Source organism: Labrys methylaminiphilus subsp. lupini, from assembly GCF_051161885.1.
Classification (GTDB): domain Bacteria; phylum Pseudomonadota; class Alphaproteobacteria; order Rhizobiales; family Labraceae; genus Labrys.
In genome coordinates this window covers 4762208-4782532 of sequence record NZ_JBMDIH010000001.1, presented here as the reverse complement: position 1 = coordinate 4782532, position 20325 = coordinate 4762208, and the positions used below count along the sequence as shown (strand labels likewise).

At 64.1% G+C, this 20325-nt stretch carries 20 protein-coding genes and 1 pseudogene; 8 read left to right on the top strand and 13 right to left on the bottom strand.

The window, feature by feature from the left end; all coding sequences use genetic code 11:
• Positions 1–24 precede the first annotated feature (24 nt).
• Both phbB and ACN6KF_RS22460 read right to left on the bottom strand, forming a co-directional pair.
• Positions 25–750 (bottom strand): acetoacetyl-CoA reductase, encoded by a 726-nt coding sequence (gene phbB / locus ACN6KF_RS22465; protein ID WP_434958983.1) that lies wholly within the window; start codon positions 748–750, stop codon positions 25–27.
• A gap of 244 nt (positions 751–994) precedes the next feature.
• Positions 995–2167 carry an acetyl-CoA C-acetyltransferase gene (locus ACN6KF_RS22460; protein ID WP_434958982.1) on the bottom strand — a complete coding sequence of 391 codons (1173 nt, stop codon included), beginning with the start codon at positions 2165–2167 and terminating at the stop codon, positions 995–997.
• A 638-nt stretch (positions 2168–2805) separates the two neighbouring features.
• Between ACN6KF_RS22460 and phaR the strand changes: the two genes are divergently transcribed.
• On the top strand, positions 2806–3417 hold the full coding sequence (gene phaR, locus ACN6KF_RS22455; RefSeq protein ID WP_434958981.1) for a polyhydroxyalkanoate synthesis repressor PhaR: 612 nt from the start codon (positions 2806–2808) through the stop codon (positions 3415–3417).
• Between the two features lie 45 nt (positions 3418–3462).
• Here the strand turns inward: phaR and ACN6KF_RS22450 are convergent, their stop codons facing one another.
• The 4 genes from ACN6KF_RS22450 to ACN6KF_RS22435 all read right to left on the bottom strand — a co-directional run bounded on the left by ACN6KF_RS22450 (position 3463) and on the right by ACN6KF_RS22435 (position 8057).
• On the bottom strand, positions 3463–5181 hold the full coding sequence (locus tag ACN6KF_RS22450) for a bifunctional diguanylate cyclase/phosphodiesterase (protein ID WP_434958980.1): 1719 nt from the start codon (positions 5179–5181) through the stop codon (positions 3463–3465).
• Positions 5182–5486: 305 nt separating this feature from the next.
• Entirely contained in the window at positions 5487–6089 is a 603-nt protein-coding gene (locus ACN6KF_RS22445) for a TetR/AcrR family transcriptional regulator (protein ID WP_322432528.1), read from the bottom strand.
• 135 nt (positions 6090–6224) lie between these two features.
• Positions 6225–7403: a cell division protein ZapE gene (gene zapE / locus ACN6KF_RS22440; protein WP_434959741.1), complete on the bottom strand. Its 1179-nt coding sequence runs from the start codon at positions 7401–7403 to the stop codon at positions 6225–6227.
• Positions 7404–7424: 21 nt separating this feature from the next.
• Positions 7425–8057, bottom strand: a complete 633-nt coding sequence (locus ACN6KF_RS22435) for a glutathione S-transferase family protein (protein ID WP_434958979.1) — start codon at positions 8055–8057, stop codon at positions 7425–7427.
• 200 nt (positions 8058–8257) lie between these two features.
• On the opposite strand from ACN6KF_RS22435, the gene ykgO reads away from it, so the two are divergent.
• From ykgO to ACN6KF_RS22420, 3 genes are all read left to right on the top strand, one after another.
• Positions 8258–8383, top strand: a complete 126-nt coding sequence (ykgO, locus tag ACN6KF_RS22430) for a type B 50S ribosomal protein L36 (RefSeq protein WP_068283257.1) — start codon at positions 8258–8260, stop codon at positions 8381–8383.
• Between the two features lie 103 nt (positions 8384–8486).
• Positions 8487–9044, top strand: a complete 558-nt coding sequence (locus ACN6KF_RS22425; RefSeq protein WP_434958978.1) for a tetratricopeptide repeat protein — start codon at positions 8487–8489, stop codon at positions 9042–9044.
• 243 nt (positions 9045–9287) lie between these two features.
• A complete protein-coding gene (locus tag ACN6KF_RS22420; RefSeq protein ID WP_434958977.1) occupies positions 9288–10280 on the top strand; it encodes an alpha/beta fold hydrolase in 993 nt (330 codons plus the stop codon).
• Positions 10281–10477: 197 nt separating this feature from the next.
• Here the strand turns inward: ACN6KF_RS22420 and pyk are convergent, their stop codons facing one another.
• The 3 genes and pseudogenes from pyk to ACN6KF_RS22405 form a co-directional block, all read right to left on the bottom strand.
• Positions 10478–11914: a pyruvate kinase gene (gene pyk / locus ACN6KF_RS22415; protein WP_434958976.1), complete on the bottom strand. Its 1437-nt coding sequence runs from the start codon at positions 11912–11914 to the stop codon at positions 10478–10480.
• A gap of 438 nt (positions 11915–12352) precedes the next feature.
• A pseudogene (locus ACN6KF_RS22410) lies at positions 12353–12907 on the bottom strand (DUF1036 domain-containing protein); the annotation flags it as partial.
• Between the two features lie 218 nt (positions 12908–13125).
• Positions 13126–14040, bottom strand: coding sequence for a DMT family transporter (locus tag ACN6KF_RS22405; protein ID WP_434958975.1), 915 nt, complete (start codon positions 14038–14040; stop codon positions 13126–13128).
• Between the two features lie 218 nt (positions 14041–14258).
• Between ACN6KF_RS22405 and ACN6KF_RS22400 the strand changes: the two genes are divergently transcribed.
• Positions 14259–15080, top strand: a complete 822-nt coding sequence (locus ACN6KF_RS22400; RefSeq protein WP_434958974.1) for an N-formylglutamate amidohydrolase — start codon at positions 14259–14261, stop codon at positions 15078–15080.
• A gap of 197 nt (positions 15081–15277) precedes the next feature.
• Positions 15278–15523 (top strand): DUF2312 domain-containing protein, encoded by a 246-nt coding sequence (locus ACN6KF_RS22395; RefSeq protein ID WP_149252861.1) that lies wholly within the window; start codon positions 15278–15280, stop codon positions 15521–15523.
• Positions 15524–15761: 238 nt separating this feature from the next.
• On the opposite strand, the gene soxR is transcribed toward ACN6KF_RS22395, so the two are convergent.
• Positions 15762–16208, bottom strand: a complete 447-nt coding sequence (soxR, locus tag ACN6KF_RS22390; protein WP_434958973.1) for a redox-sensitive transcriptional activator SoxR — start codon at positions 16206–16208, stop codon at positions 15762–15764.
• A gap of 185 nt (positions 16209–16393) precedes the next feature.
• Between soxR and ACN6KF_RS22385 the strand changes: the two genes are divergently transcribed.
• Positions 16394–16981 carry an NADPH-dependent FMN reductase gene (locus ACN6KF_RS22385; RefSeq protein ID WP_434958972.1) on the top strand — a complete coding sequence of 196 codons (588 nt, stop codon included), beginning with the start codon at positions 16394–16396 and terminating at the stop codon, positions 16979–16981.
• A 3-nt stretch (positions 16982–16984) separates the two neighbouring features.
• Here ACN6KF_RS22385 and ACN6KF_RS22380 read toward each other — a convergent pair whose 3' ends face one another.
• The 3 genes from ACN6KF_RS22380 to ACN6KF_RS22370 all read right to left on the bottom strand — a co-directional run bounded on the left by ACN6KF_RS22380 (position 16985) and on the right by ACN6KF_RS22370 (position 19292).
• Positions 16985–17230 (bottom strand): hypothetical protein, encoded by a 246-nt coding sequence (locus tag ACN6KF_RS22380; protein WP_434958971.1) that lies wholly within the window; start codon positions 17228–17230, stop codon positions 16985–16987.
• A gap of 93 nt (positions 17231–17323) precedes the next feature.
• A complete protein-coding gene (locus ACN6KF_RS22375; protein ID WP_434958970.1) occupies positions 17324–17674 on the bottom strand; it encodes a DUF3088 domain-containing protein in 351 nt (116 codons plus the stop codon).
• Between the two features lie 13 nt (positions 17675–17687).
• A complete protein-coding gene (locus tag ACN6KF_RS22370; protein WP_434958969.1) occupies positions 17688–19292 on the bottom strand; it encodes an ABC transporter substrate-binding protein in 1605 nt (534 codons plus the stop codon).
• A gap of 162 nt (positions 19293–19454) precedes the next feature.
• On the opposite strand from ACN6KF_RS22370, the gene ACN6KF_RS22365 reads away from it, so the two are divergent.
• On the top strand, positions 19455–20321 hold the full coding sequence (locus ACN6KF_RS22365) for a sulfurtransferase (protein ID WP_434958968.1): 867 nt from the start codon (positions 19455–19457) through the stop codon (positions 20319–20321).
• Positions 20322–20325 lie beyond the last annotated feature (4 nt).

Genomic DNA, 20325 nt, shown 5'->3' with positions numbered 1-20325 from the left:
ACTGGAGAGTTGCGCTGCCCTGCCTCAGGCCAGGTACTGCCCGCCATTGATGCTGAGCGTCGAACCGGTGATATAGCCGGCATCGTCGGAGGCCAGGAACACCACGGCGCGGGCGATTTCGTCAGGCTGACCCAGCCGACCTGCCGGAATCAGCGGCAGAATGCGCGTTTCCAGCACTTTGGGATCGATCGCCTGCACCATCTCGGTGCCGATATAGCCGGGCGCGATCACATTGGCGGTGATGCCCTTGGCCGCGCCTTCCAGGGCCAGTGCCTTGACGAAGCCGATATCGCCGGCCTTGGCCGCGGAATAATTGACCTGCCCCGCCTGCCCCTTCTGGCCGTTGATCGAGGAGATCACGACCACCCGGCCAAAACCGCGATTGCGCATGCCTTCGATGACCGGGCGGGTCATGTTGAACAGGCTGTCGAGATTGGTGCGGATGACGGCGGACCACTGATCCTTGCTCATCTTGTGAAAGAAGCCGTCGCGGGTAATGCCGGCATTGTTGACCAGGATGTCGACCGGACCGAGATCCTTCTCCACCTGTGCCACGCCGGCAGCACAGGCATCGAAATCGCCGACGTCCCACTTGTAGGTTGCAATGCCGGTTTCGGCCTTGAACTTGGCCGCTGCCTCGTCATTGCCGGCATAACTGGCGGCAACCGTGTGGCCGGCTGCCTTGAGCGCCCTGGAGATGGCCGCGCCGATGCCACGCGTTCCGCCGGTGACGATTGCAACTCTGGTCATGGTGCCTCCTTGGTAACGATGGTGTTCTTCATTGGACTAAGGCGTTTTGCGATTTTAGGGAGTCACGAACCGGCCTTCGCCCCTAAGGACCTGCCCGACGCGTACCTCCCCTCCCCTGCACGGGAAGGGGCCGAGGTCGAGGGCATCCCCCGTTCCTCCAACGGAGAAAGCCCTTGTTTCCAGCGTCTCGACGATCCGATGAATTCTCCGGATCGCAAAACGCTTCGGTATCGCCGTGAACCGATCAGCGCTCGACGGTCAGGGCGATGCCCATGCCGCCGCCGATGCACAGCGTGGCGATGCCCTTCTTGCCGCCACGGCGAGCAAGCTCATGCAGCAGCGTGACCAGCACGCGGGCGCCGGAGGCACCGATCGGATGGCCGATGGCGATGGCGCCGCCATTGACGTTCACGATGGCGGGATCCCAGCCCATGTCCTTGTTGACGGCCAGGGCCTGCGCCGCGAAGGCTTCGTTGGCCTCGACCAGGTCGAGATCCTTGACGCTCCAGCCCGCCTTTTCGAGCGCCTTGCGCGAGGCTGGGATCGGCCCGGTGCCCATGATGGCGGGATCGACGCCAGCGGTAGCCCAGGAAGCGATGCGGGCGAGCGGGGTGAGGCCGCGACGCTCGGCATCCTTGGCGCTCATCAGCACCACGGCGGCCGCGCCGTCATTGAGGCCGGAGGCGTTGCCGGCAGTCACCGTGCCGTCCTTGCTGAAGGCCGGGCGCAGCTTGGCCATGCCGTCGAGCGTGGCACCGTGGCGGGGATATTCGTCGGTATCCACGATGACGTCGCCCTTGCGGCCGGGAATCGTGATCGCGACGATCTCATCCTTGAAGCGCCCCGCGTTCTGGGCGGCCTCGGCCTTGTTCTGGGAGGCGACGGCGAAAGCGTCCTGTTCCTCGCGGGTGAGTTGCCAGCGTGCCGCGATATTCTCGGCGGTCGTGCCCATATGATAGCCCTGGAAAGCGTCGAGCAGGCCGTCCTTGAGCATGGAATCCAGGAACTTCACGTCACCCATCTTGGCGCCGGCGCGCAGATGCGCGACATGCGGCGCCAGCGACATCGATTCCTGGCCGCCAGCCACGATGACCGAGGCATCGCCATTGGCGATCTGCTGCAGGCCGAGGCCGACCGCGCGCAGACCCGAGCCGCAGAGTTGGTTGAGGCCGAAAGCGGTCTTCTCCTGGGGCACGCCAGCCGCCATCGCCGCCTGTCGAGCCGGATTCTGGCCGCCACCCGCGCTCAGCACCTGGCCGAGGATGACTTCGTCGACCTCGCCGGCCTCTACCTTGGCACGGGCCAACGCTTCCTTGACGGCCGCCGCACCGAGCGTGTGAGCCGGTGTTGCCGCGAAGGCGCCGTTGAAGGAGCCGACCGGTGTGCGTGCGGCGCTGACGATGACGACATCACTCATGGCAATTTCACTCCTCTAATGTTCCGTTTTGCAGCGGCCCGATGGACCAACTCTTTCCGAAGCAGAATTTACCTGCTTCATCCCCGCTGGGATGAAGCAGGTAAATTCTGCAAATCTCCCAAGTCCTGGAGATTGCGCCTGCAGATTACGGTTGAGCGGATCTGTGATCCGCTCAACCGTAATCTGCCTGGGCATATGGGACGCTTGGCGCGCCGCCGTCAATGCGCCAGGTGAGTTTACCGCGCTTGCACAAAGATGTTTTCGCGACCGCGAAAAGAGCCTAGATTTGTCAGACCGTGGGGGTGATCATCCCTCCAGGAGAGGGGTTCCGGAACGGGGTACCGCCCCCGGGCCGGAGGCCGTCACGGGAATACCGGGGTGGTTCGGAATTTCCAGGCTTGCCCAGGCGGGCCGGTTCGGAAATTCTCCGTGATCGATTTCGAGGCAAACTCTCCGGCATCGCCGTCACGGGCCTGCCCGGGGGGATTTGTCCAGGCAGATTGAGTTTGATCTGGTCTCGGAACCGACCAAACTCAATCTGCAGGATCGGAAACGTTTGCAGAGTCCGCACGCTTCCCCCACAGATGGGGCAAGCATGTGAATTGTGCAAGGCAGGGACGAGCGTAAGGGGCAGTAGGATGGCGAAAGCTAAAGAGCCGACCACGATCAAGAAATACGCCAATCGGCGCCTCTACAACACGGGTACCTCGACCTATGTCACGCTCGAAGATCTCGGCACCATGGTCAAGGCCGGCGAGGATTTCGTGGTCCACGACGCCAAGACCAATGAGGACATCACCCGCCAGGTCCTCACCCAGATCATCTTCGAGCAGGAGAACAAGGGCCAGAACCTGCTGCCGATCACCTTCCTGCGCCAGTTGATCCGCTTCTATGGCGACAGCATGCAGGCGCTGGTGCCGAGCTTCCTCGAATTCTCCATCGACAATCTCACGCGCGACCAGCAGAAGCTGCGCGAGCAGATGACGCAGCATCTTACCAGCGGCTGGGGCCAGGCGCCCTGGGTCAATGGCGGTTTCGGCGCGCTCGAGGAACAGGCCCGCAACAATATGGTGGCCTTCCAGCGCGCCTTCCGCCTGTTCTCGCCTTTCACGCAGCAGGCCGGCGGCGAAGACGCGAAGGAGCCGGCCGCGACCGCGACCTCCAAGAGCAGCGACGATCTCGACACGCTGAAGAAGGAACTGGCGGAGATGAAGTCGCGCCTCGACCGCATCAGCGACGAGAAGAAGTAGGGCAATACTTCCCTTCTCTCCTTATGAGAGAAGGAAGGCCGTGCCTCAGGTTCCGGTCAGCGCCATTGGCGCTTGGCGGCCAGCATCGCGCAGGCGCGGCAATTCCAGCCGGAGCGTGCCCGCCACCGTCCCCATCAGGCGGCTACAACCCCAGTTCAGGAGCTGGCGTGCGATGACCTCGTCATCCACCCATTCGGCCGCCATGTCGAAGCCATGCCGCGCGCCGGCCTCGATCAGGCTGCGCAGTGCGAAACGGCCCTGCGCGACCTGATCGGCCATTTCGACCAGCACGCCGTTGAGCGTCACCTGGCCGACTTCGAGAGCCTGGAGTTCGGCGAAATCGAGATGGCCGCCGCCGAAGCCGCCAATGCCGAGTCGCGCGCCGGAGGCGCGGATCGCCCGGCAATAGCGACCATTATTGTCGAGATCGGCCTTGGCCAGCGCCTCGTCGAGTTCGATGGTCAAACGCTGGAAGCTGTCGCCCGGTCCCCGGCGCGGATCGACGACGACCGGCAGGGGCAGGATCAATTCGACGCCGGGATGGCGGTCGAGCACCACGCCGGCAAGGTCCACCAGCCGCAAGGCGAGCCGGCGAGCGAGCGCACGGTCGCAGGCCGGGGTCAGCCAAGCCGGTTGCAAAGACGCCGGTTGCAATGTGGTGGACGCCGCCGCCTCGGCATTGCCAGGCAGCCGGATGAAGGCGCGGGCCCGGAATAACTGCCGTCCTGCCGGCTGGGCCGCCAGCACCGGCTCGAAACCGAGGAAGATGCGGTCTTCGTTGAGTGCCAGCGCCAAGCGTTGCGCCGCATTCGCCGAAGCGACCTGATGGTCGCCTTCCGCGAAGATCGCGATACCGCCCGGTGTCTCGCGCTCGCAGCGGTCGAGGGCCTGCTGGGCCGCGTGCAAGGCCGTGCCGGCGGTCTCCGTCGCGGGCGCGATATGGACGGCCCCGATCGACACCGTCGGCTGGATCGCGCCCTCTTCCGCCTCGACGGTCACGCGCTCGACCACCTGCTGGAAGCGTTCGGCCGCCGCCCGCACGTCCCCGGCCTGGCAACCGGGCAACATCAAAGCGAATTTGCCGTCCGCAATGCTGGTAAGGCTGTCGCCGATGCGCAGCACGCTGCGCAAGCCGCGCATCACCTGGGCGCAGACGCGATCCGCCACCACGGCGCCGAAGGCACCGTGAATGGCACCGAGCCGGTCGACGGTCGCCAGGAACAACCCGGCCTGCCGGCCCTCGGCACAGGCGGTGGCCAGGGCGGTGGCGAAAAAGCGGTCGTGAATGCCGATCACCGCCTGGGCTGATGCCGCCGCCTCGTCTTCCGGGCATTCAGCCACGACACGCACCAGGCCGCGCGCGACCACCGGGCGCCCATCCGGCCCGGCGAACCAGCGCCCACGATCCTCGATCCAGCGTTTCCGGCCGGCCGCATGCGGACGATAGCTGTAGCGCAGGCAGTAGGGCGCGCCCTCTCCCGTTCCCCCATGCGGGCTCTGGAGGATGGCTTCATGCCGGCCGCCGGGCCGGTCGAGATCGATCAGGAGGGCAAAAGCCTTGCCGTCGGCAATGTCGGCGGCGGCACGCACGCCCAGCACGGCGGACGCTCCGGCTCCCCACGCGAGGCGGTCGGTCTCCAGGCACCATTCGTAACTGGCCTGGCCAAGAGCGCCGAGAAGGGTCTGGGGCGCGAGAAGAACCTGGGGATCGAGGGTCGGCTGATCGACACAAGTGCCGGAAACCGGCACGGCACTATCATACATGCTTCGCGTCCTGCGCCCACTGCATCGGGCGTGAAAGGGGAAGCAAGATCAATGCCATTGAATGATTAATAGGTCGGAAAGAGGGAGCTGGGGAGGGCAGACTTCTAGCCTATAGGTGCCTAGGTCGAGCAAACAGGCGCGATTACGGAGGGTCGATCCCCCGAGCTCCATCAAGGGAGGAAGCGAGATCGACATCTGGGAAACGTCATATGCAATGGCAGGCGAAAATGGTCGATCTGGAAATCGCCCCTCCATGCTGCCTGCGTTTCGACTCGCAAAGCTAGCGCCTGTGGGCCTCCAGGACCCTATACACTGCCGGCCACCATGGCGCGGATCACCACGCGCAGCAACCGGGCAAGACGCTGGTCGAGCTCGAGCCGATTGGCGTCGCGATCAGCAGCGATCGCCGCCGGATCGATGAAGCGGTGCAGGGCGTCACCAAGAAAGGCGATCAACCTCTCGTTCGAGCGGGCGCGAAAGAGTTCGATGGAACGCCCTTCGTCGACGACACGCTCGATCAGGCTGCGGATGCGGCGGCGATGCTTGCGCACCACCGCGCGGTTCTCGCCGATCGCCGACAGCCAGGCTGCATAGAGATTGGGCTCCTGGTCGAGGCGCTCGCGATAAAGCCGCGCCAGCAACAGCATCATGCGCTCCAACTTGTCGTCGGCCGGGTCGGGGGCGTCGGCGACCACGGCGAGCTGGGTCTCCACCGCCTTGTGCCAATCGGCGGTAACGGCATCGATCAGCGCGTCCTTGGAGGCGAAATAGCGATAGACAGCGGCATGGCTGACCTGAGCCTCGCGCGCGACCGACACCACCGAGGTCCGCTCAAGCCCGTGCTTGCGGACATGATCGGTGGCGATGTCCAAAAGGCGCGCGCCGGTCGGTTCGCTCTTGCCGCCCATGCCCTACCTCCGATGCAGCTTCCTCTTGATCGCGCCCATGGCACGAACAAGAGGAAGCTGCAAGATATCAAACATTTGCAGAGTTTCCCGGCAAAGCTCCCGGCGGGGCCTCGCCGGGAAACTCTGCTTGCCGGCTCAGCCGTCCACCAGTGAGGTCTTGGGCGGCGCCCGATGCGGCTGGGCAAGATAGACCTCCGAACGCATCTCGATCAGGCGCGAGATGGTGCGTTGGAATTCGAAGGCCTCGCGCCCCTCCTGATAGGGATAGAGCCCGGTCGGCTCCGCCGCCGCGGAAGCCACGAGCTTGGCACCGCGATCATAGAGGCAGTCGATCAACAAAATGAAGCGCTTGGCCTCGTTGCGCTGCTCCTGCCTGAGCACCGGGATGTCGTCGACCAGCAGCGTGTGGAAATGTTCGGCAAGGGCCAGATAGTCGGCCGAGCCCAAAGGCTGGCCGCAGAGTTCGGCAAAGGAAAAACGGGCGACGCCCATGGCGGCCTGCGGCACTTTCAAGGCCCGGCCCTTGACCGTCAACACCAGCGGCAGGCCCTCTTTCCGCCCGGTGAGGCGCTCGAAGGCTGCATCCATCCCGGCGCGAACGTCCGGCCCGCCACCGACGAGATAGGTCTCCCCGCCGGAGAGCTTCTCGAGACGATAATCCGTACGCGCCTCCAGCTTCACCACCTCCATATGCTGCTGGAGCAGCGCGATGAAGGGCAGGAACAGGGCGCGGTTCAGACCATCCTCATAGAGCCGGTCGGGCACCACGTTGGAGGTGGCAACCACCACCATCCCATGCGCGAACAACTGGGTAAAGAGGCGCCCGAGGATCATGGCGTCGGCGATGTCGGTGACGGAGAATTCGTCGAAGCACAGGAGCCTGGCTTCCCTGGCCAGCACCTCGGCAACCGGGCCGATCGGATCATCGCCCTTGACCCGCCCGGCCCGGATCTCGCTGCGATAGTGGAAGATGCGCTCATGCACATCGTTCATGAAGGCATTGAAATGCACGCGGCGATGGCTGACGCCAGCTGGTACGGCTTCGTGGAACAGGTCCATCAGCATGGTCTTGCCGCGCCCGACCTCGCCCCAGATATAGAGGCCCTTCGGCCCCGGCCTGGGCTTGGCCCGCCCGAACAGCCAGCCGAGGGCACCAGGCTTGCGCGCCACCGACATCTCGCCCAGCTCGTCCAGAACGATCTGCAGGCGGGCGAGGACGGCCTCCTGGGCCGCGTCGCGTTCGAGCCCGCCGGCGGCGACGAGGGCACGGTAGCGATCGAGCAGGGAAATCGGGGCGGGTGCGTGCAAGGAAATGTCCCGTATCGTCAGTTTCGATCAGGCGCGCGCCGGCGGGGCGTGTGGCACCATCTCATAAGGCAGCTTCCATCCCGGCATGGCCGCGATGCGGGCCCGCCAGGCCAAGATGTTGGAATAAGCCTGGAATGGCAGGCCCGTCTCCTCTTCGAAGAAGACATAGCCGGCCAGGGACAGGTCGGCGATGGTCAGACGATCTGCAACCAGGAAATCCCGGCCGGCCAGATGCTTGTCGACGATGGCAAAGGCACTCTTGGCCCGCCCGCGCAGGAATTCGGTGACCGGGCTCTCGCCGCTCTTCTGCAGGCCTACGATGAAGCGAAGGGTGGCGTAATAGCTGGTGAATTTGTGATTGTCGAACAGGATCCAGCGCAGGATCTCGCGCCGTTCATCGGCAGTGTCGGCTCCGAACCGGCCGGTCTGCTCGGCGAGATAATCGAGAATCACGCCGGACTGGCTCAGCACCTTGCCGTCATGCAGCAGCACCGGCGCTTCGCCCATCTCGTTGAGCGTGCGAAAATTGTCGGTCCGCGTCTCGCCATTGAAGAAATCGACCGGGAGGCGCTCCCACGGCGTGCCGGTCAGGGCCAGCATCAGCGCCACCTTGTAGCAATTGCCTGATTCACCGAAGGCGTAAAGCTTGTAGTCGGCCATGCGGATCTCCTCATCGCGGCCAAGTCATAGACAATAGAGCCGCAATGGCATAGGCCTGCCGGCACAGTTCTGGTGCGACGAAGCGGCAACATGGCTCGCAACCATGTTGACATCCCCGCCCCTCGTCGCTAGAACCCCGCATCTTTCGAATTTGGGAGCTCCTGCGTCTTCTCGCGTGCTCCAATAGAGGCACGAGTACCATGAAGATCCGCAATTCGCTCAAGTCGCTGCGTACGCGCCATCGCGACAATCAGCTGGTCCGCCGCAAGGGCCGCGTCTACATCATCAACAAGACCCAGAAGCGCTACAAGGCCCGCCAGGGCTGATTTGGCGCCGAATTATCGGGTCTGTCGCGTTTGAACCCGGCCGCAGCGATGCGGTCGGGTTTTTGTCTTTGAATCCGCCACAATCTCGCGCCACTATCCAAGCATGAGGATCGCGATTCTGGCCCTGATCGGCATGCTTGCCGTACCCGTCGCCGCCCTGGCCGAGACCCGGCCGGCCGGCGATCCCGAACTCGACCGCCTGTATGAGCGCCTTGCCAAGGCCGAGTCGGAGAAGGAAGCCGACAATATCGCGGTCGCCATCGAACGTGTGGAGCTACGCTCGGGCAGCGACACCACCGACCTCTTGATGGACCGCGCGCTGACGGCGATCAAAGCTTCGAATACCGACAAGGCCATCAAGATCCTGAATGCCGTCATCCATCTCAGGCCCGGTTACGCCGAGGCATGGAACCGGCGCGCTACCGCCTATTACCTGAAAAAGGACTATGTGCGCTCGATCGCCGACGTCGCCGAGACGCTGCGGCGTAATCCGCGCGAATATGGCGCCTGGAACGGCCTGGCCATGATGCTGGTCGACATGGGCGACAAGAAGAACGCCTATGAGGCGCTCAAACACGCTCTGGCGATCAATCCTCATATGGCCGGCGCCCGCAAGATGATGGACGAGCTCAAGCCCGAGGTCGAAGGGCGCGATATCTAAGATTCGGGAATCGCAGATGGGAGGGTCGATCTCCTCAGCTCCATCATTTGATGGAGCGGGATCGACCACCTTGGAAATGCCGAGCGGGATAGAGGACTAAGACGGTCGATCGGGAGATCGACCCTCCCACCCGCTCCTGCCTGCGGCCCCAGGAAAGGCCGCAGCGCGCGGGGACTTTCGAGCCGGTTGCAAAACGGCTAGAAGCATATTTTTCCACCGGCTCCAGCACGCCAAAGGCCGCGATTGACCCTCTTTCTGCTCTTCATCGGCATTCTCCTTCTTGCGCATGGGCTCGGAGCCATCCAGGCCACCAATGTCATCGCCGCCCGCATCGCCGAAGAAAATCCGCCCGAAGGCATCTTCGTGCCCGTACCTGGCGGACGGCTGCATCTGATCGAACTCGGTGCCGGTCACGGCGGCGAAAAGCTGCCTGTGCTGCTGTTGCATGGCGCCACCTCCAATGCCCGCGACATCGTCTATGGCATCGGCGAGGATCTGGCGCGCCAGCGCCGCGTGATCGCCGTGGACCGGCCGGGGCATGGCTGGAGCGGCCGGCCGAACGGGCGCGGCGACGCTACCACCGCGGCGCAAGCCAAGCTGGTCATGGCAGCCCTGGATGGCCACGGCATCGACCGTTTCATCGTCGTCGGCCATTCCCTGGCCGGGTCGCTCGCCACGCTGCTGGCCGTCGAACACAGGGATCGGGTCGCCGGTCTGGTGGTGCTGGCCGGGGCCACCCATCCCTGGCCGGGCGGCATCGCCTGGTACTACCGCCTCGCCGCCCTGCCCGTGCTGGGGCGGCTCTTCGTGCACACCGTGATGACCCCAGTCGGAAGCTGGAGCCTGAAGAAATCGGTCGAGGACTCCTTCCGGCCGGGCGAGGCGCCGGCCGACTATGTGCGCAAGGCCAGCGCGGCCCTGGTGCTGCGGCCAGACGAGTTCCGCTGGAACGGGCAGGACGTCGCCGCTCTCAAAGCCTGTCTGACGAGCCAGTCTCCTCGCTATCACGAGATCACTGCCGCCACCGCCATCGTCGCCGATCCCGCTGATCACGTGGTGTCGACAAGCATCCATGCCGAGACGCTGCACCGGCAGGTGCAGGGGTCTCGGCTGGTCCTGGTGCCCGGCGCCGGCCATCAGATCCACTACACAGCCAGGCAGGTGGTGCTGGAGGAGATCAACCGCCTCGCCCAGGTTGCCGACGACCGTGGCTCGGCGCGGCAGGCCGCACAGTAATTAGCCAACTATTTGAAATGGGTTCGGTGTGGCGTTTTTGCGGAAGTATGGGCGCCCGCAAATTGGACCCGCCCGGTGTCCGCCCTCTTTTGCGAGCTTTCACCCCGAATTCCAGGGTTCACGCCATAAACGCAAAATATTAGCCGGCAACCATATTGCCGGCTAATATGTCTACGACATTGTCGTAACAGGAACCGTCAGACCGCCTCGCCACCGTCGGCGCCGATCACGGCGATGCGCACCATGTTGGTCGCGCCCGGCGTGCCGAAGGGAATGCCGGCCATGATCAGCACACGCTGGCCGGTCTGCGCGAAGCCGTCTTGCGAGGCATGGCGGCAAGCACGATCGACCATGTCGCTGATGTCGCGGGCGTCGTCGGTGAGCACGGCGTGCACGCCCCAGACCAACGCGAGCCGGCGCGCCGTGCCGACATTGGGCGTGAGCGCCAGCAAGGGCTTCTCCGCGCGTTCGCGGGCGATGCGGATGCCGGTCGAGCCCGAGGCCGTCCAGGCGATCAGGGCGGCGAGGTCGAGCGTTTCGGAGATGGTGCGCGCGGCCGCCGCTATAGCGTCGGCACCGGTCTGCTCGGGCTCGCTGCGCTGGGCGTTGATGATGGTGCGGTGCAGGGCGTCGCGCTCCACTTCCTCGGCGATGCGGTTCATCGTCGCCACCGCCTCGCGCGGGAATTCGCCGGCGGCACTCTCGGCCGAGAGCATGACCGCATCCGCCCCTTCATAGACCGCCGTGGCGACGTCCGAGACTTCGGCGCGCGTCGGCACCGGAGAGGTGATCATCGATTCCAGCATCTGGGTCGCCACCACGACCGGCTTGCCGAGCTTGCGCGCGCCGCGCACGATGCGCTTTTGCAGGCCGGGCACCCTTTCGAGCGGCAGTTCGACGCCAAGGTCGCCGCGTGCCACCATCAGGGAGTCGGAAGCAGCGAAAATCTCGTCGAGACGCAGGATCGCCTGCGGCTTTTCGATCTTCGACATCACCAGCGCACGGCCTTGGATGATCTCGCGCGCTTCCAGAACATCCTCGGGACGCTGCACGAAGGAGAGAGCGACGATGTCGACGCCCGCACCGAGTCCGGCCTCCAGGTCGGCATGATCCTTTGGCGTCATCGCCGAGACGGCGATCTCGGTATCGGGCAGCGAAACGCCCTTGCGGTTCGACATCTTGCCGCCGACGATGACCTCGGTGACAGCGCGATCGCCGGTCGCCTCAGTGGTCTTCAGCCGCACCTTGCCATCATCGAGCAGTAGCGTATGGCCGGGCCGCAGGGCCGACAGGATTTCCGGATGAGGCAAATAGACCCGGCTGGCATCGCCCGGCGTCGGATCGGAATCGAGGGTAAAGCTGGCCCCATTGGCCAGTTTCACCGCACCGCCGACAAACTCGCCGATCCGCAGCTTGGGGCCCTGGAGATCGAGCAGGATGCCGATCGGCCGGCCGCATTCCTTCTCGACATCGCGGATCAGGCCGACCATTTCGCGCATGCGGTCATGCGAGGTGTGGCTCATATTGATGCGGAACAAATCCGCACCGGCGCGGAACAAATGGGCGATCATCTCCCGCGACGAAGAGGCAGGTCCCAAGGTGGCGAGAATTTTTACTTTTCGCTGGCGTCGCATACGACCGTTTCTTTCTTATCTTGGTATTTTGCGCGGATCTTGGCGCGCTGGCACAGCGCATCCGCAAGGATGAGATGGCACTCTAGTCCGATTTTCGCGCCAGTTAAGTGACATATATGCCACGCTGGCCCGCTAATTCGCGGAGGGTGCCGAGGCCGGTCGTTCAGGGGGCAAAGGCGGAGCGGGCGTGGTTGGCGTGCCTTCCGCTGGGGGAGGTGCCTCCGTCCCGGACTGCGGGGCGACCGTATCCTGCGGCGGCTTATCCGGCTCGGGTTTGTCCGGAGCGGGCGGGCTTGGGGCGGGCTGGTTCGGCGGCTGCGTGCCTTCGCCGGAGGGCTGGGCCGGCGCAGCGGGCGCCGGTGCTGCGGGAACGGGTGCATCTTGCGGCGTCAATGGCGACGGCGTCGCAGGCGAGACCACCGGCGGCGTGGTCACGACCGGCGGATTGGCTGGCGTGGGCGCCGCACCGGAGGCTGGCGGAACCGCGGGTGCTGGCGCATTGGGCGCCGAAGGCCCCTGGGCTGGGGGCGTGTCGGACGGGGCGTTCGACTTGGGCTTTGCCCCATTCTGGGCCTGCTCGGAAAGCTGGACCGTCCAGGCTTTCTGCTCGCTGGTGTCGATCTCGAAATAGCCGGTGCGGTTATAGCCGCGCGCCAGGCAGTTCTCGAAACCGCGAATGGTGAATTCCTTGTCGCGCGAGCACATGAAGGCGTTGCCGCTCCATTCCCCGCCCTGGTCGTAGTCGACCGCATAGACATAGTAGAATCGTGCCGCCAGCGGGCCCTTCAGGATGGACTCGCAGCTGCGCGCCGCGACGTTCCACCAGCCCTCGGTGAGCCAGCCCTGCTTGTCGCGATAGCCGACGGCGACACCCACCCGGCTCGAGGTGTTGTTGCACAGGCGAAAATCGGCCTTGGCCGGGCTGGCGGCGAGCAGCGGCGCCACGCAGATCACGGTCGCGGCGAGCGGGAGGCGAAGAGAGGAAGAGATCATCCGGAACGATTCGACCTTGAGGGCCTTCTTGATACCGTTTCGTTCGGGCGCAAGGAAGGCAGCAAAGCGTTTTGCGATTTAACAAAATCGCCAGGAATCACAAAGGCGGGTCGAAACAAGGCGCCAGAGCAAAGCGCGTTCAGGTCCGAACGCGCTTTGCTCTGGAGAGTGTAAACCCCGATTGTCTTTGCCGATATCCTCAACCTTTCACCCTTGTCTCAGGCCGGCCGCGGACGCGAGACCCAGATGCCGGTGATGATGACCAGGCCGCCGAGCCCCTGCAGAAGCGAGACCGGTTCGTCCAGGATCACCCAGCCAAGCGCTGCGGCGGCCACCGCCTCCAGGAAGATCACCAGCGAGGAGAACACCACCGGCAGCGAGCCGAGCGCGACCGACAGCAGGCCCTGTCCGCCGGCATGGCTGACCCAGGCCAGGGCGATCAGCACGAGCCAGCCCGTCGCTCCGGCCGGCAGGAAGCGCTGGCCCAGACTCTGGGTCGCCCATAGCGCTGCCACGGCCAGGATCGCCACCGTCACCACCGACATGTAGAAGGTGAGCCGCGCGGCGCGGTGGCGCAGCCTTGCTTTCTCCACCGCCAGGAAATAGGCGCCGAAGAAGATTCCCGTCACCCCGGCAAAGCCGTCGCCGACGAGATGGCCCGGAGCAAAGCCGAGAGACTGGGCGACCAGCGCCAGCCCGCCCAGCAGGCACAGGCCGAGGCCAATCAGGGCGGCGCGGCTCGCCTTGCGCCGGTAGACCAGCCATCCCAGGATCACCACCCACAGGGGCGCCATGGTGGCGAAGAAAGTGGCATTGGCTACCGTGGTATTGGTAATGGCGAGGTGCCAGAAGAAGAGGTCGCCGGCAAAAAACACGCCGGTGGCGATCACCGGCAAGGAAAAGGCCGGGCCGGCGTCGGGCGTATCGGCCTTGCTTTCTTCCAGGCGCATCCAGGCATAGAGCACCGGCAGCGCCAGCAGCACCCGGTAGAAGGCGCTGGCGAAGGGCCCGACATCCGTCAGCCGCACCAGGATCGGCGAGATGCCCATCGCCATGGCACCGGCGATCAGCGCGGCGAAAGCAGGCCAGAAGGCGCTTGGCGCCGGTGCCGCGGATTGGGCTGCAGAGCTCATCGGAAATGTTTCCTGGCAGGTCATTCGAACAAAGCGCAGTTTCTTCGAATGGTGGTTTTTCTAACTCTTTGTTTTGACGCTATTTTTAATAGAAAAGTCCATCGACTTTTCTGTAAAACGCTTTCGTGCGCCTGCATTGCGAAAGTCCGAAGCGGGACGTCGCATTGGCTGTGGCGCCGGCCTCCGCTCGTCTTTATGCTGCCCGCTTCGATACCACAATGTCAGTATCCCCCTTGCAGTCCGATTTCTCACCTATCGAAAGGCTGGATGGCCAGCCCGACTCCGGTCTCATCCTGCTGTGCGACCACGCCTCCAACGCCCTGCCCGCCGAATATGGCACGTTGGGGCTGCCGCCGGCCCAGCTCGAGCGCCATATCGGCTACGACATCGGGGCGCGGGCTGTTACGCTCGCCTTGTCAGCGCGACTTCGGGCTCCTGCCTTGCTCACACGCTTCTCGCGCCTGCTGATCGACCCCAATCGCGGCGCGGATGATCCCACTTTGGTGATGCGCCTGTCCGATGGCGCGCTGATACCTGGCAATGCCCGTGCCGACCACGCCGAGATCGCCCAGCGGATCGAACGCTTCCACCGCCCCTATCATCGGGCGATCGGCGAACTCGTGAACGAGAAGCTCGCCAGCGGCAGCGTACCGGTGCTGTTTTCGGTGCATTCCTTCACGCCGGTCTGGCGCGGCGTGCCGCGTCCCTGGCACGTCACCCTGCTCTGGGACAACGATCCGCGCATCATCCGGCCGATGATCGAGGCCTTCAAGCGCGACACGGCCCTGGTCGTGGGCGACAACGAGCCCTATGATGGCGCCCTGGAAGGCGATACGCTTTATCAGCACGCCACGCTGCGCGGCCTGCCCCATGCCTTGATCGAATTGCGCCAGGACCTGATCGGCACCCAGGAAGGAGCACAGGATTGGGCCGACCGTATCGCCCGCGCCCTGTCGCCCCTGATCATCGATCCCGCCGTCCGGCGCATCGAACATTGGGGATCGCGCACCGGGACCCAGGCCCAGTCCTCGCATCGATGAAGGCGAATGCCGAAACAGATACGCCTTCCGCAAGACAGGTGAGCAAATCCCTAACCTTTATCGGAAACCCTAGAGGCTGTTTTCGAAGCGCCTTTGCGATTCCCGGCAGTTCCGCCAAATCGCAAGACGCTCTGGGACTTGACCCGACTCGGCTTTATCAGCCACATCCGCCCCCAAATTTGTCTCAGGAGTAAGCAATGACGGACGCAACCTCGGTCGCCGCCGACCAACTCAAGTCGATCATCGAGCGCATCGAGCGCCTCGAAGAGGACAAGAAGGCGATCGCCGACGACATCAAGGAAGTCTATGGCGAGGCCAAGGCCAACGGCTTCGACGCCGCCATCCTGCGCAAGATCGTGTCACTGCGCAAAAAGCCAGCGGCCGAGCGCGCCGAGGAAGACGCCATCCTGGAGCTCTACCTCCAGGCCCTCGGTATGGAGTAAGGATTCGTCCGTCAACAAACAGATCGATTTGGCTCGACTTTCGTCATTGCCGGACTTGACCCGGCAATCCAGCTCGCTTCCTGGCCTCGAAGACGGAGCCGCTGGATGCCCGGGTCGAGCCCTGGCATGACAAAGGCAGCGCATCCGTCATTTCCGGACAATGGCTAAAGCCAAGCTGCTTGGTGATCAGGCGGGTATCGGCGGGATGTACCCTGGCGATGCCCGCTGATCGGCGACCTCAATTGTTGCGCGTCGTCACCCAATATCGAGGCCCGGGGCCAAGGCGGCCGGCGCGGTCGTCCGGATTGGCGAGCTGGCAGAATTCCAGCGACAGGCAGCCGCAGCTGATGCAGCGCGTAAGACCGCTCTTCAGCCGCTGCAATTCGGCAATCCTGGCATCGATCCGCTCGGTCCAGGGCTGGGATAATTGTGCCCAATCCTCTCCCCCCGGCACGTGATCGGTGGGCAGCCGGGCGAGCTCCTCCCCGATCTCCTCCAATGACATGCCCAGACGCTGGGCGAAGACGATGAAAGCGATGCGCCGCAGCGTCGAACGCGCAAAGCGCCGATGCCCGGAACCGGCGCGTTCGGACCGGATCAGGCCGCGCTCTTCGTAATAGCGCAGAGCCGACGCCGCGACGCCCGATCGGCGTGAAATCTGATTGATGGTGAGGGTCGGATCCATGCCCGCCATCAAAGCATATTTGCCGCTTGATCTCAAGTTCACTTGAACTTGTATAAGGACTCATCCTTTGCATGGAGGCTGAGTTCGATGACAAACCGAGCGACCGACCGACGTACCGAACCATCAAAAATCCCAAAGTGTTCCGGCTTTCTGCGCATTGAGTTGGCAGACTGTGGGAGCCCAACATGAGCCGGGCTCCGTTCCGCCTCGGCCTGATCTATGGCAGCAGCCGTCGCGGCCGCTTCTGCGATATCATGGGCCATTGGGTGCAACTGCGGCTCGCCCAATCAGGGATGTTCGACATCGACCTCGTCGATCCCCAGCAGATCGACCTTGCGGCACTGCTGCATCAGGAGGATTGCCCAACGAGACAGGCGTTGCGCCGCCGGCTGGCCGACGCCGATTGCTTCATCCTGGTAACGCCGGAATACAATCATGGCTATACGGCAGCCACCAAGCTGATCATCGATGCGGCCAGTCGCGAATGGGCGGAAAAGCCGATCGCCTTCGTCTCCTATGGCGGCATTTCCGGGGGGCTACGGGCGGTCGAGCAATTGAGGCTGGTCTTCGCCGAGCTGCATGCGATCGCCCTACGCGATAGCGTGAGCCTGGCCAATGCCTGGCGGGCGACCGATGCCGATGGCCGCCTTGTGCCCGGCTCCGAGACCAGTCAGGCCATGGATGTCCTGATCGGCCAATTGCACCGCTGGGCGCGCACGCTCAGGCAAGTCCGGCAGGTGGATACCGCCATGGCCTCGACGCAAACCCAGTGAACTTCAGCCGTGCCGGAACGACCCGGTGCCGGCCTGCCGCAATTGCAGCCCGTTCAGGGCGAGCCAGCGCTCGACCTCGAGGGCCGTGACCTGCCCGATGCCGCGTTCGGCAAGCAATTCGTCCCAGGAATAGGCCGTTGCGATCGTGGTCAGGTTGCGAGCGCGCTGCGCCAGCGTGCGCCCTCCCTTGTGAGCATGGCGCCCTTGCAAGAGCTGATCCAGAGCCCGCCGCCTCAAGCGCATGGCCATGTCCTCCTTTCCAAGAGTCTCATTGCTTCGACGCGCCGTTGCGATTTGAAGCGGTCTATTCAAACCACACGGCGCTTTGGCGCCCGGCCGCCGTCAGCCATGCAGGCGCGGAAAGCCGTGACGCTCGGCCAGCAGTTCGAGAATGCGCTGGGTCGGCTTGACGAAGGCAGCGTCGCCGAAGTGCTCCGCATCGTCGGGAACCGGTCCCTCCCGCAGGACCAGCGCTGGCAGGGACTGGTTGACCTCGCCCAGTTCGGCGATCACCGCCCGGCGCGGCCGGGCGAAGGGCACGCGTTCGATGTCGAGATGCCCGGCCAGTTCGGTAAAGCTCGCCAGCACACCTTCGATCTGGTTGCTGTGCGGGCAGACAAAGCGCTGCCCTGGATAGTTGGGATCCTCGAATCCGGGTTCAAGCAGAAACAACTTGTCGCGGCTGCGGCTCATGCCTGGTCTCCTGTCAGTTCGTGTCGGCGCGCACGGGCGCCGGGCGCTTCTCGACGCGATCGTAGAACACGTCGCCATAGGGGCTCTGGAAATAGCCGGTGACGCCCTTGGCGAGCACGATCTGGTCGCTGTCCTGCAGGATCACGACATAGGGTGAGCTTTTCTGGATCTTGCGCTGCAACTCCTCATAGAGGGCGATGCGCCTGGCCGGATCCTGCTCCTTGACGGCCGCGGCCGTCTCGTCGCTGAGCTCGGGGATGACCCAGCCGGCCTGCTTGGCGACGGTGTTGCGCTTGTTGTCGCGATTGACGGCGAAGGCGCCGGCATTGGAATGCGGGTCGAAATAATCCGGGCCCCAATAGCGCAGGGTCACCTCATATTGCCCGGAGCGTGCCTTGGCGAAGATCTCGCTGCTCACACCCGGCTGGATGTCAAGCGTGAGGCCGGCCTGGCCGAAGCTCTGCTGCAGGGATTGGGCGATGGTGAGAAAGAGCGGCTCGTTGAAGACCGGGAAACTGATTCTCGTCGGGCCGATGCCGGCATCGGCCAGGATCTTCTTGGCCTTCTCGACATCAAGCTTGTAGGGGGTATCGCCCAAGGCGCCCGGGAATCCGGCGGGCAGGAAAGCCTGGTGCACGCGATACTGGCCGCGCAGCAGGTTCTTGGCGATGCCCTCATAGTCGACGAGATAGCGCGCTGCCTTCCAGAAGGCCGGATTGCCGAGGGTCGGATTGGCCTTGGTGTTGATCAGGAGATATTCGAGCCGCGCCGAAGGCGTTGCATAAATGCTGACCTGGCTCTTGTCCCTGAGCGTCTCGACCTGGTCGATGCCGAGGCCACGGGCGATGTCGACGTCACCCTGCTCCACCAGCAGGCGGCGGGCCGCCGGATCCGGGACATTGCGGAAGATGAGCCCCTGCAGTTTGGGTGCGCCGCCAGGCGAAGCTGGGTTGGCGTCCAGCACCAGCGCCTCATGCGCGGTATAGGAGTTGATCTTGAAGGCGCCGCTGCCGGCCGAATGTGATTTGAGCCAGCCATTGCCGAAGTCGCCATTGCTGGCTTGCGGCGCGAGCACCGCTTCGTCGAGAACCGAGGCGACGTTGGCGGTGAGGATGGCAAGCACGAAGGACGGAGCGACATCAGCTTGCCAGGTCAGCTTGACTTTGCCGTCATCGACCTTGCTGATGGCAGCTTCGACATTGTCGGCGGTCCAGCCGAGTTCGTTCAGGATAAAGGCGGGTGCCTTGTTGAGCTTCACGGCGCGGCTGAGGGAGAAGATCACGTCTTCCGGCCGGACGGGATTGCCGGAGGCGAATTTGGCGTCCCTGGCCAAGGTAAAGGTCAGGCTCTTGCCATCGCTGCCCGCTTCCCAGCTCGACGCCAACGCCGGCTTGATGCTGGCGCTGGCATCGCGATCGGCTTGTACCAGGCGCTGATAGAGGGCGTTGGCCACCTGCCCCGTCGTCGACTCGAAGGCCTCGGCCGGGTCGAAGCTGGTGACGTCGTCGATGGATTGCGCCACCACGGCGATTCCCGGCGGCGTTTCCGCCCATGCCGCAGGCGCCTGCAGGGCGAGAGCGAGGGCCGTAAAGCCGAAAAGTCCGATCTTGCTTCGCATGCCACTTGCTCCGAATTCAAAGGAAAGGATGCGTCTTTCGAGCGATATGGCTGAATAATGACAGGGAACAGAGCTTGGTCAAGATTATTATATAAAAATTATGGACTAAGTGTATTTATGAATTAAGCTCGCCTTCCGGACACTCCTGCAACGAGGCAAGCGATGACGACACCAGCTTCCACATCCCTGGTTACGGCGGACTGGCTTCTCGAAAATCTGGACAATCCCAAGGTGCGGATCTTCGAGGTCAGCGTCGATCCGACCGTCTATGAGCGCGGCCATATCCCCGGAGCAGTCAATCTCGACTGGCATCGGGACCTGGTCGACACCGTCAACCGCGATATCGCCTCGCGCGAGAAGCTGCAGGACACCCTGCGCAAGGCCGGTGTGGGGGACGACACCACCGTGATCGTCTATGGCGACAACAACAATTGGTTCGCCGCCTGGGGCGTATGGGTGCTTGACGTCTATGGCTTCGGCGAGCGCGCCAAGCTGGTGGACGGCGGGCGCAAGCTCTGGGAAGCCCGCGGCCTCGCCCTCACCGCCGACGTGCCTGATCTTTCAGCCTCCGCGCTCACTTTGCCGGACCGCAACGAAGCCCTGCGCGCCCGGCTTCCCGACGTGCTCGGCTTTGCCCAGGGCAAGGTCGACGGACAGCTGGTCGACATCCGCTCGCCCGACGAATATGCCGGCAAGATCTTCGCCCCCGAAGGCGTGAAGGAACTCGCGATCCGGGCCGGCCACGTACCGGGCGCCGAGAACGTGCCCTGGGCCACCATCGTCAACGAGGACGGCACCTACAAGCCCGTCGAGGAGATCCGCGGCATCTATGCCGCCAAGGGCATCGACGGAACCAGGCCGATCATCACTTATTGCCGCATCGGCGAGCGCTCGAGCCATAGCTGGTTCGCCCTCAAGCGCATCCTCGGCTATGACGCCCGCAACTATGACGGCTCCTGGACCGAATATGGCAATGCCGTCGGCGTTCCCGTCGACAATCCGTCGGGCACGATCTGGCTGGGCAAATAGGTTT

Coding starts and splice junctions, on each gene's coding strand:
- phbB (WP_434958983.1), bottom strand. CDS start 750: ATGACCAGAGTTGCAATCGTCACCGGCGGAACGCGTGGCATCGGCGCG.
- ACN6KF_RS22460 (WP_434958982.1), bottom strand. CDS start 2,167: ATGAGTGATGTCGTCATCGTCAGCGCCGCACGCACACCGGTCGGCTCC.
- phaR (WP_434958981.1), top strand. CDS start 2,806: ATGGCGAAAGCTAAAGAGCCGACCACGATCAAGAAATACGCCAATCGG.
- ACN6KF_RS22450 (WP_434958980.1), bottom strand. CDS start 5,181: ATGTATGATAGTGCCGTGCCGGTTTCCGGCACTTGTGTCGATCAGCCG.
- ACN6KF_RS22445 (WP_322432528.1), bottom strand. CDS start 6,089: ATGGGCGGCAAGAGCGAACCGACCGGCGCGCGCCTTTTGGACATCGCC.
- ACN6KF_RS22435 (WP_434958979.1), bottom strand. CDS start 8,057: ATGGCCGACTACAAGCTTTACGCCTTCGGTGAATCAGGCAATTGCTAC.
- ykgO (WP_068283257.1), top strand. CDS start 8,258: ATGAAGATCCGCAATTCGCTCAAGTCGCTGCGTACGCGCCATCGCGAC.
- ACN6KF_RS22425 (WP_434958978.1), top strand. CDS start 8,487: ATGAGGATCGCGATTCTGGCCCTGATCGGCATGCTTGCCGTACCCGTC.
- pyk (WP_434958976.1), bottom strand. CDS start 11,914: ATGCGACGCCAGCGAAAAGTAAAAATTCTCGCCACCTTGGGACCTGCC.
- ACN6KF_RS22405 (WP_434958975.1), bottom strand. CDS start 14,040: ATGAGCTCTGCAGCCCAATCCGCGGCACCGGCGCCAAGCGCCTTCTGG.
- ACN6KF_RS22400 (WP_434958974.1), top strand. CDS start 14,259: ATGTCAGTATCCCCCTTGCAGTCCGATTTCTCACCTATCGAAAGGCTG.
- ACN6KF_RS22395 (WP_149252861.1), top strand. CDS start 15,278: ATGACGGACGCAACCTCGGTCGCCGCCGACCAACTCAAGTCGATCATC.
- soxR (WP_434958973.1), bottom strand. CDS start 16,208: ATGGATCCGACCCTCACCATCAATCAGATTTCACGCCGATCGGGCGTC.
- ACN6KF_RS22385 (WP_434958972.1), top strand. CDS start 16,394: ATGAGCCGGGCTCCGTTCCGCCTCGGCCTGATCTATGGCAGCAGCCGT.
- ACN6KF_RS22380 (WP_434958971.1), bottom strand. CDS start 17,230: ATGGCCATGCGCTTGAGGCGGCGGGCTCTGGATCAGCTCTTGCAAGGG.
- ACN6KF_RS22375 (WP_434958970.1), bottom strand. CDS start 17,674: ATGAGCCGCAGCCGCGACAAGTTGTTTCTGCTTGAACCCGGATTCGAG.
- ACN6KF_RS22370 (WP_434958969.1), bottom strand. CDS start 19,292: ATGCGAAGCAAGATCGGACTTTTCGGCTTTACGGCCCTCGCTCTCGCC.
- ACN6KF_RS22365 (WP_434958968.1), top strand. CDS start 19,455: ATGACGACACCAGCTTCCACATCCCTGGTTACGGCGGACTGGCTTCTC.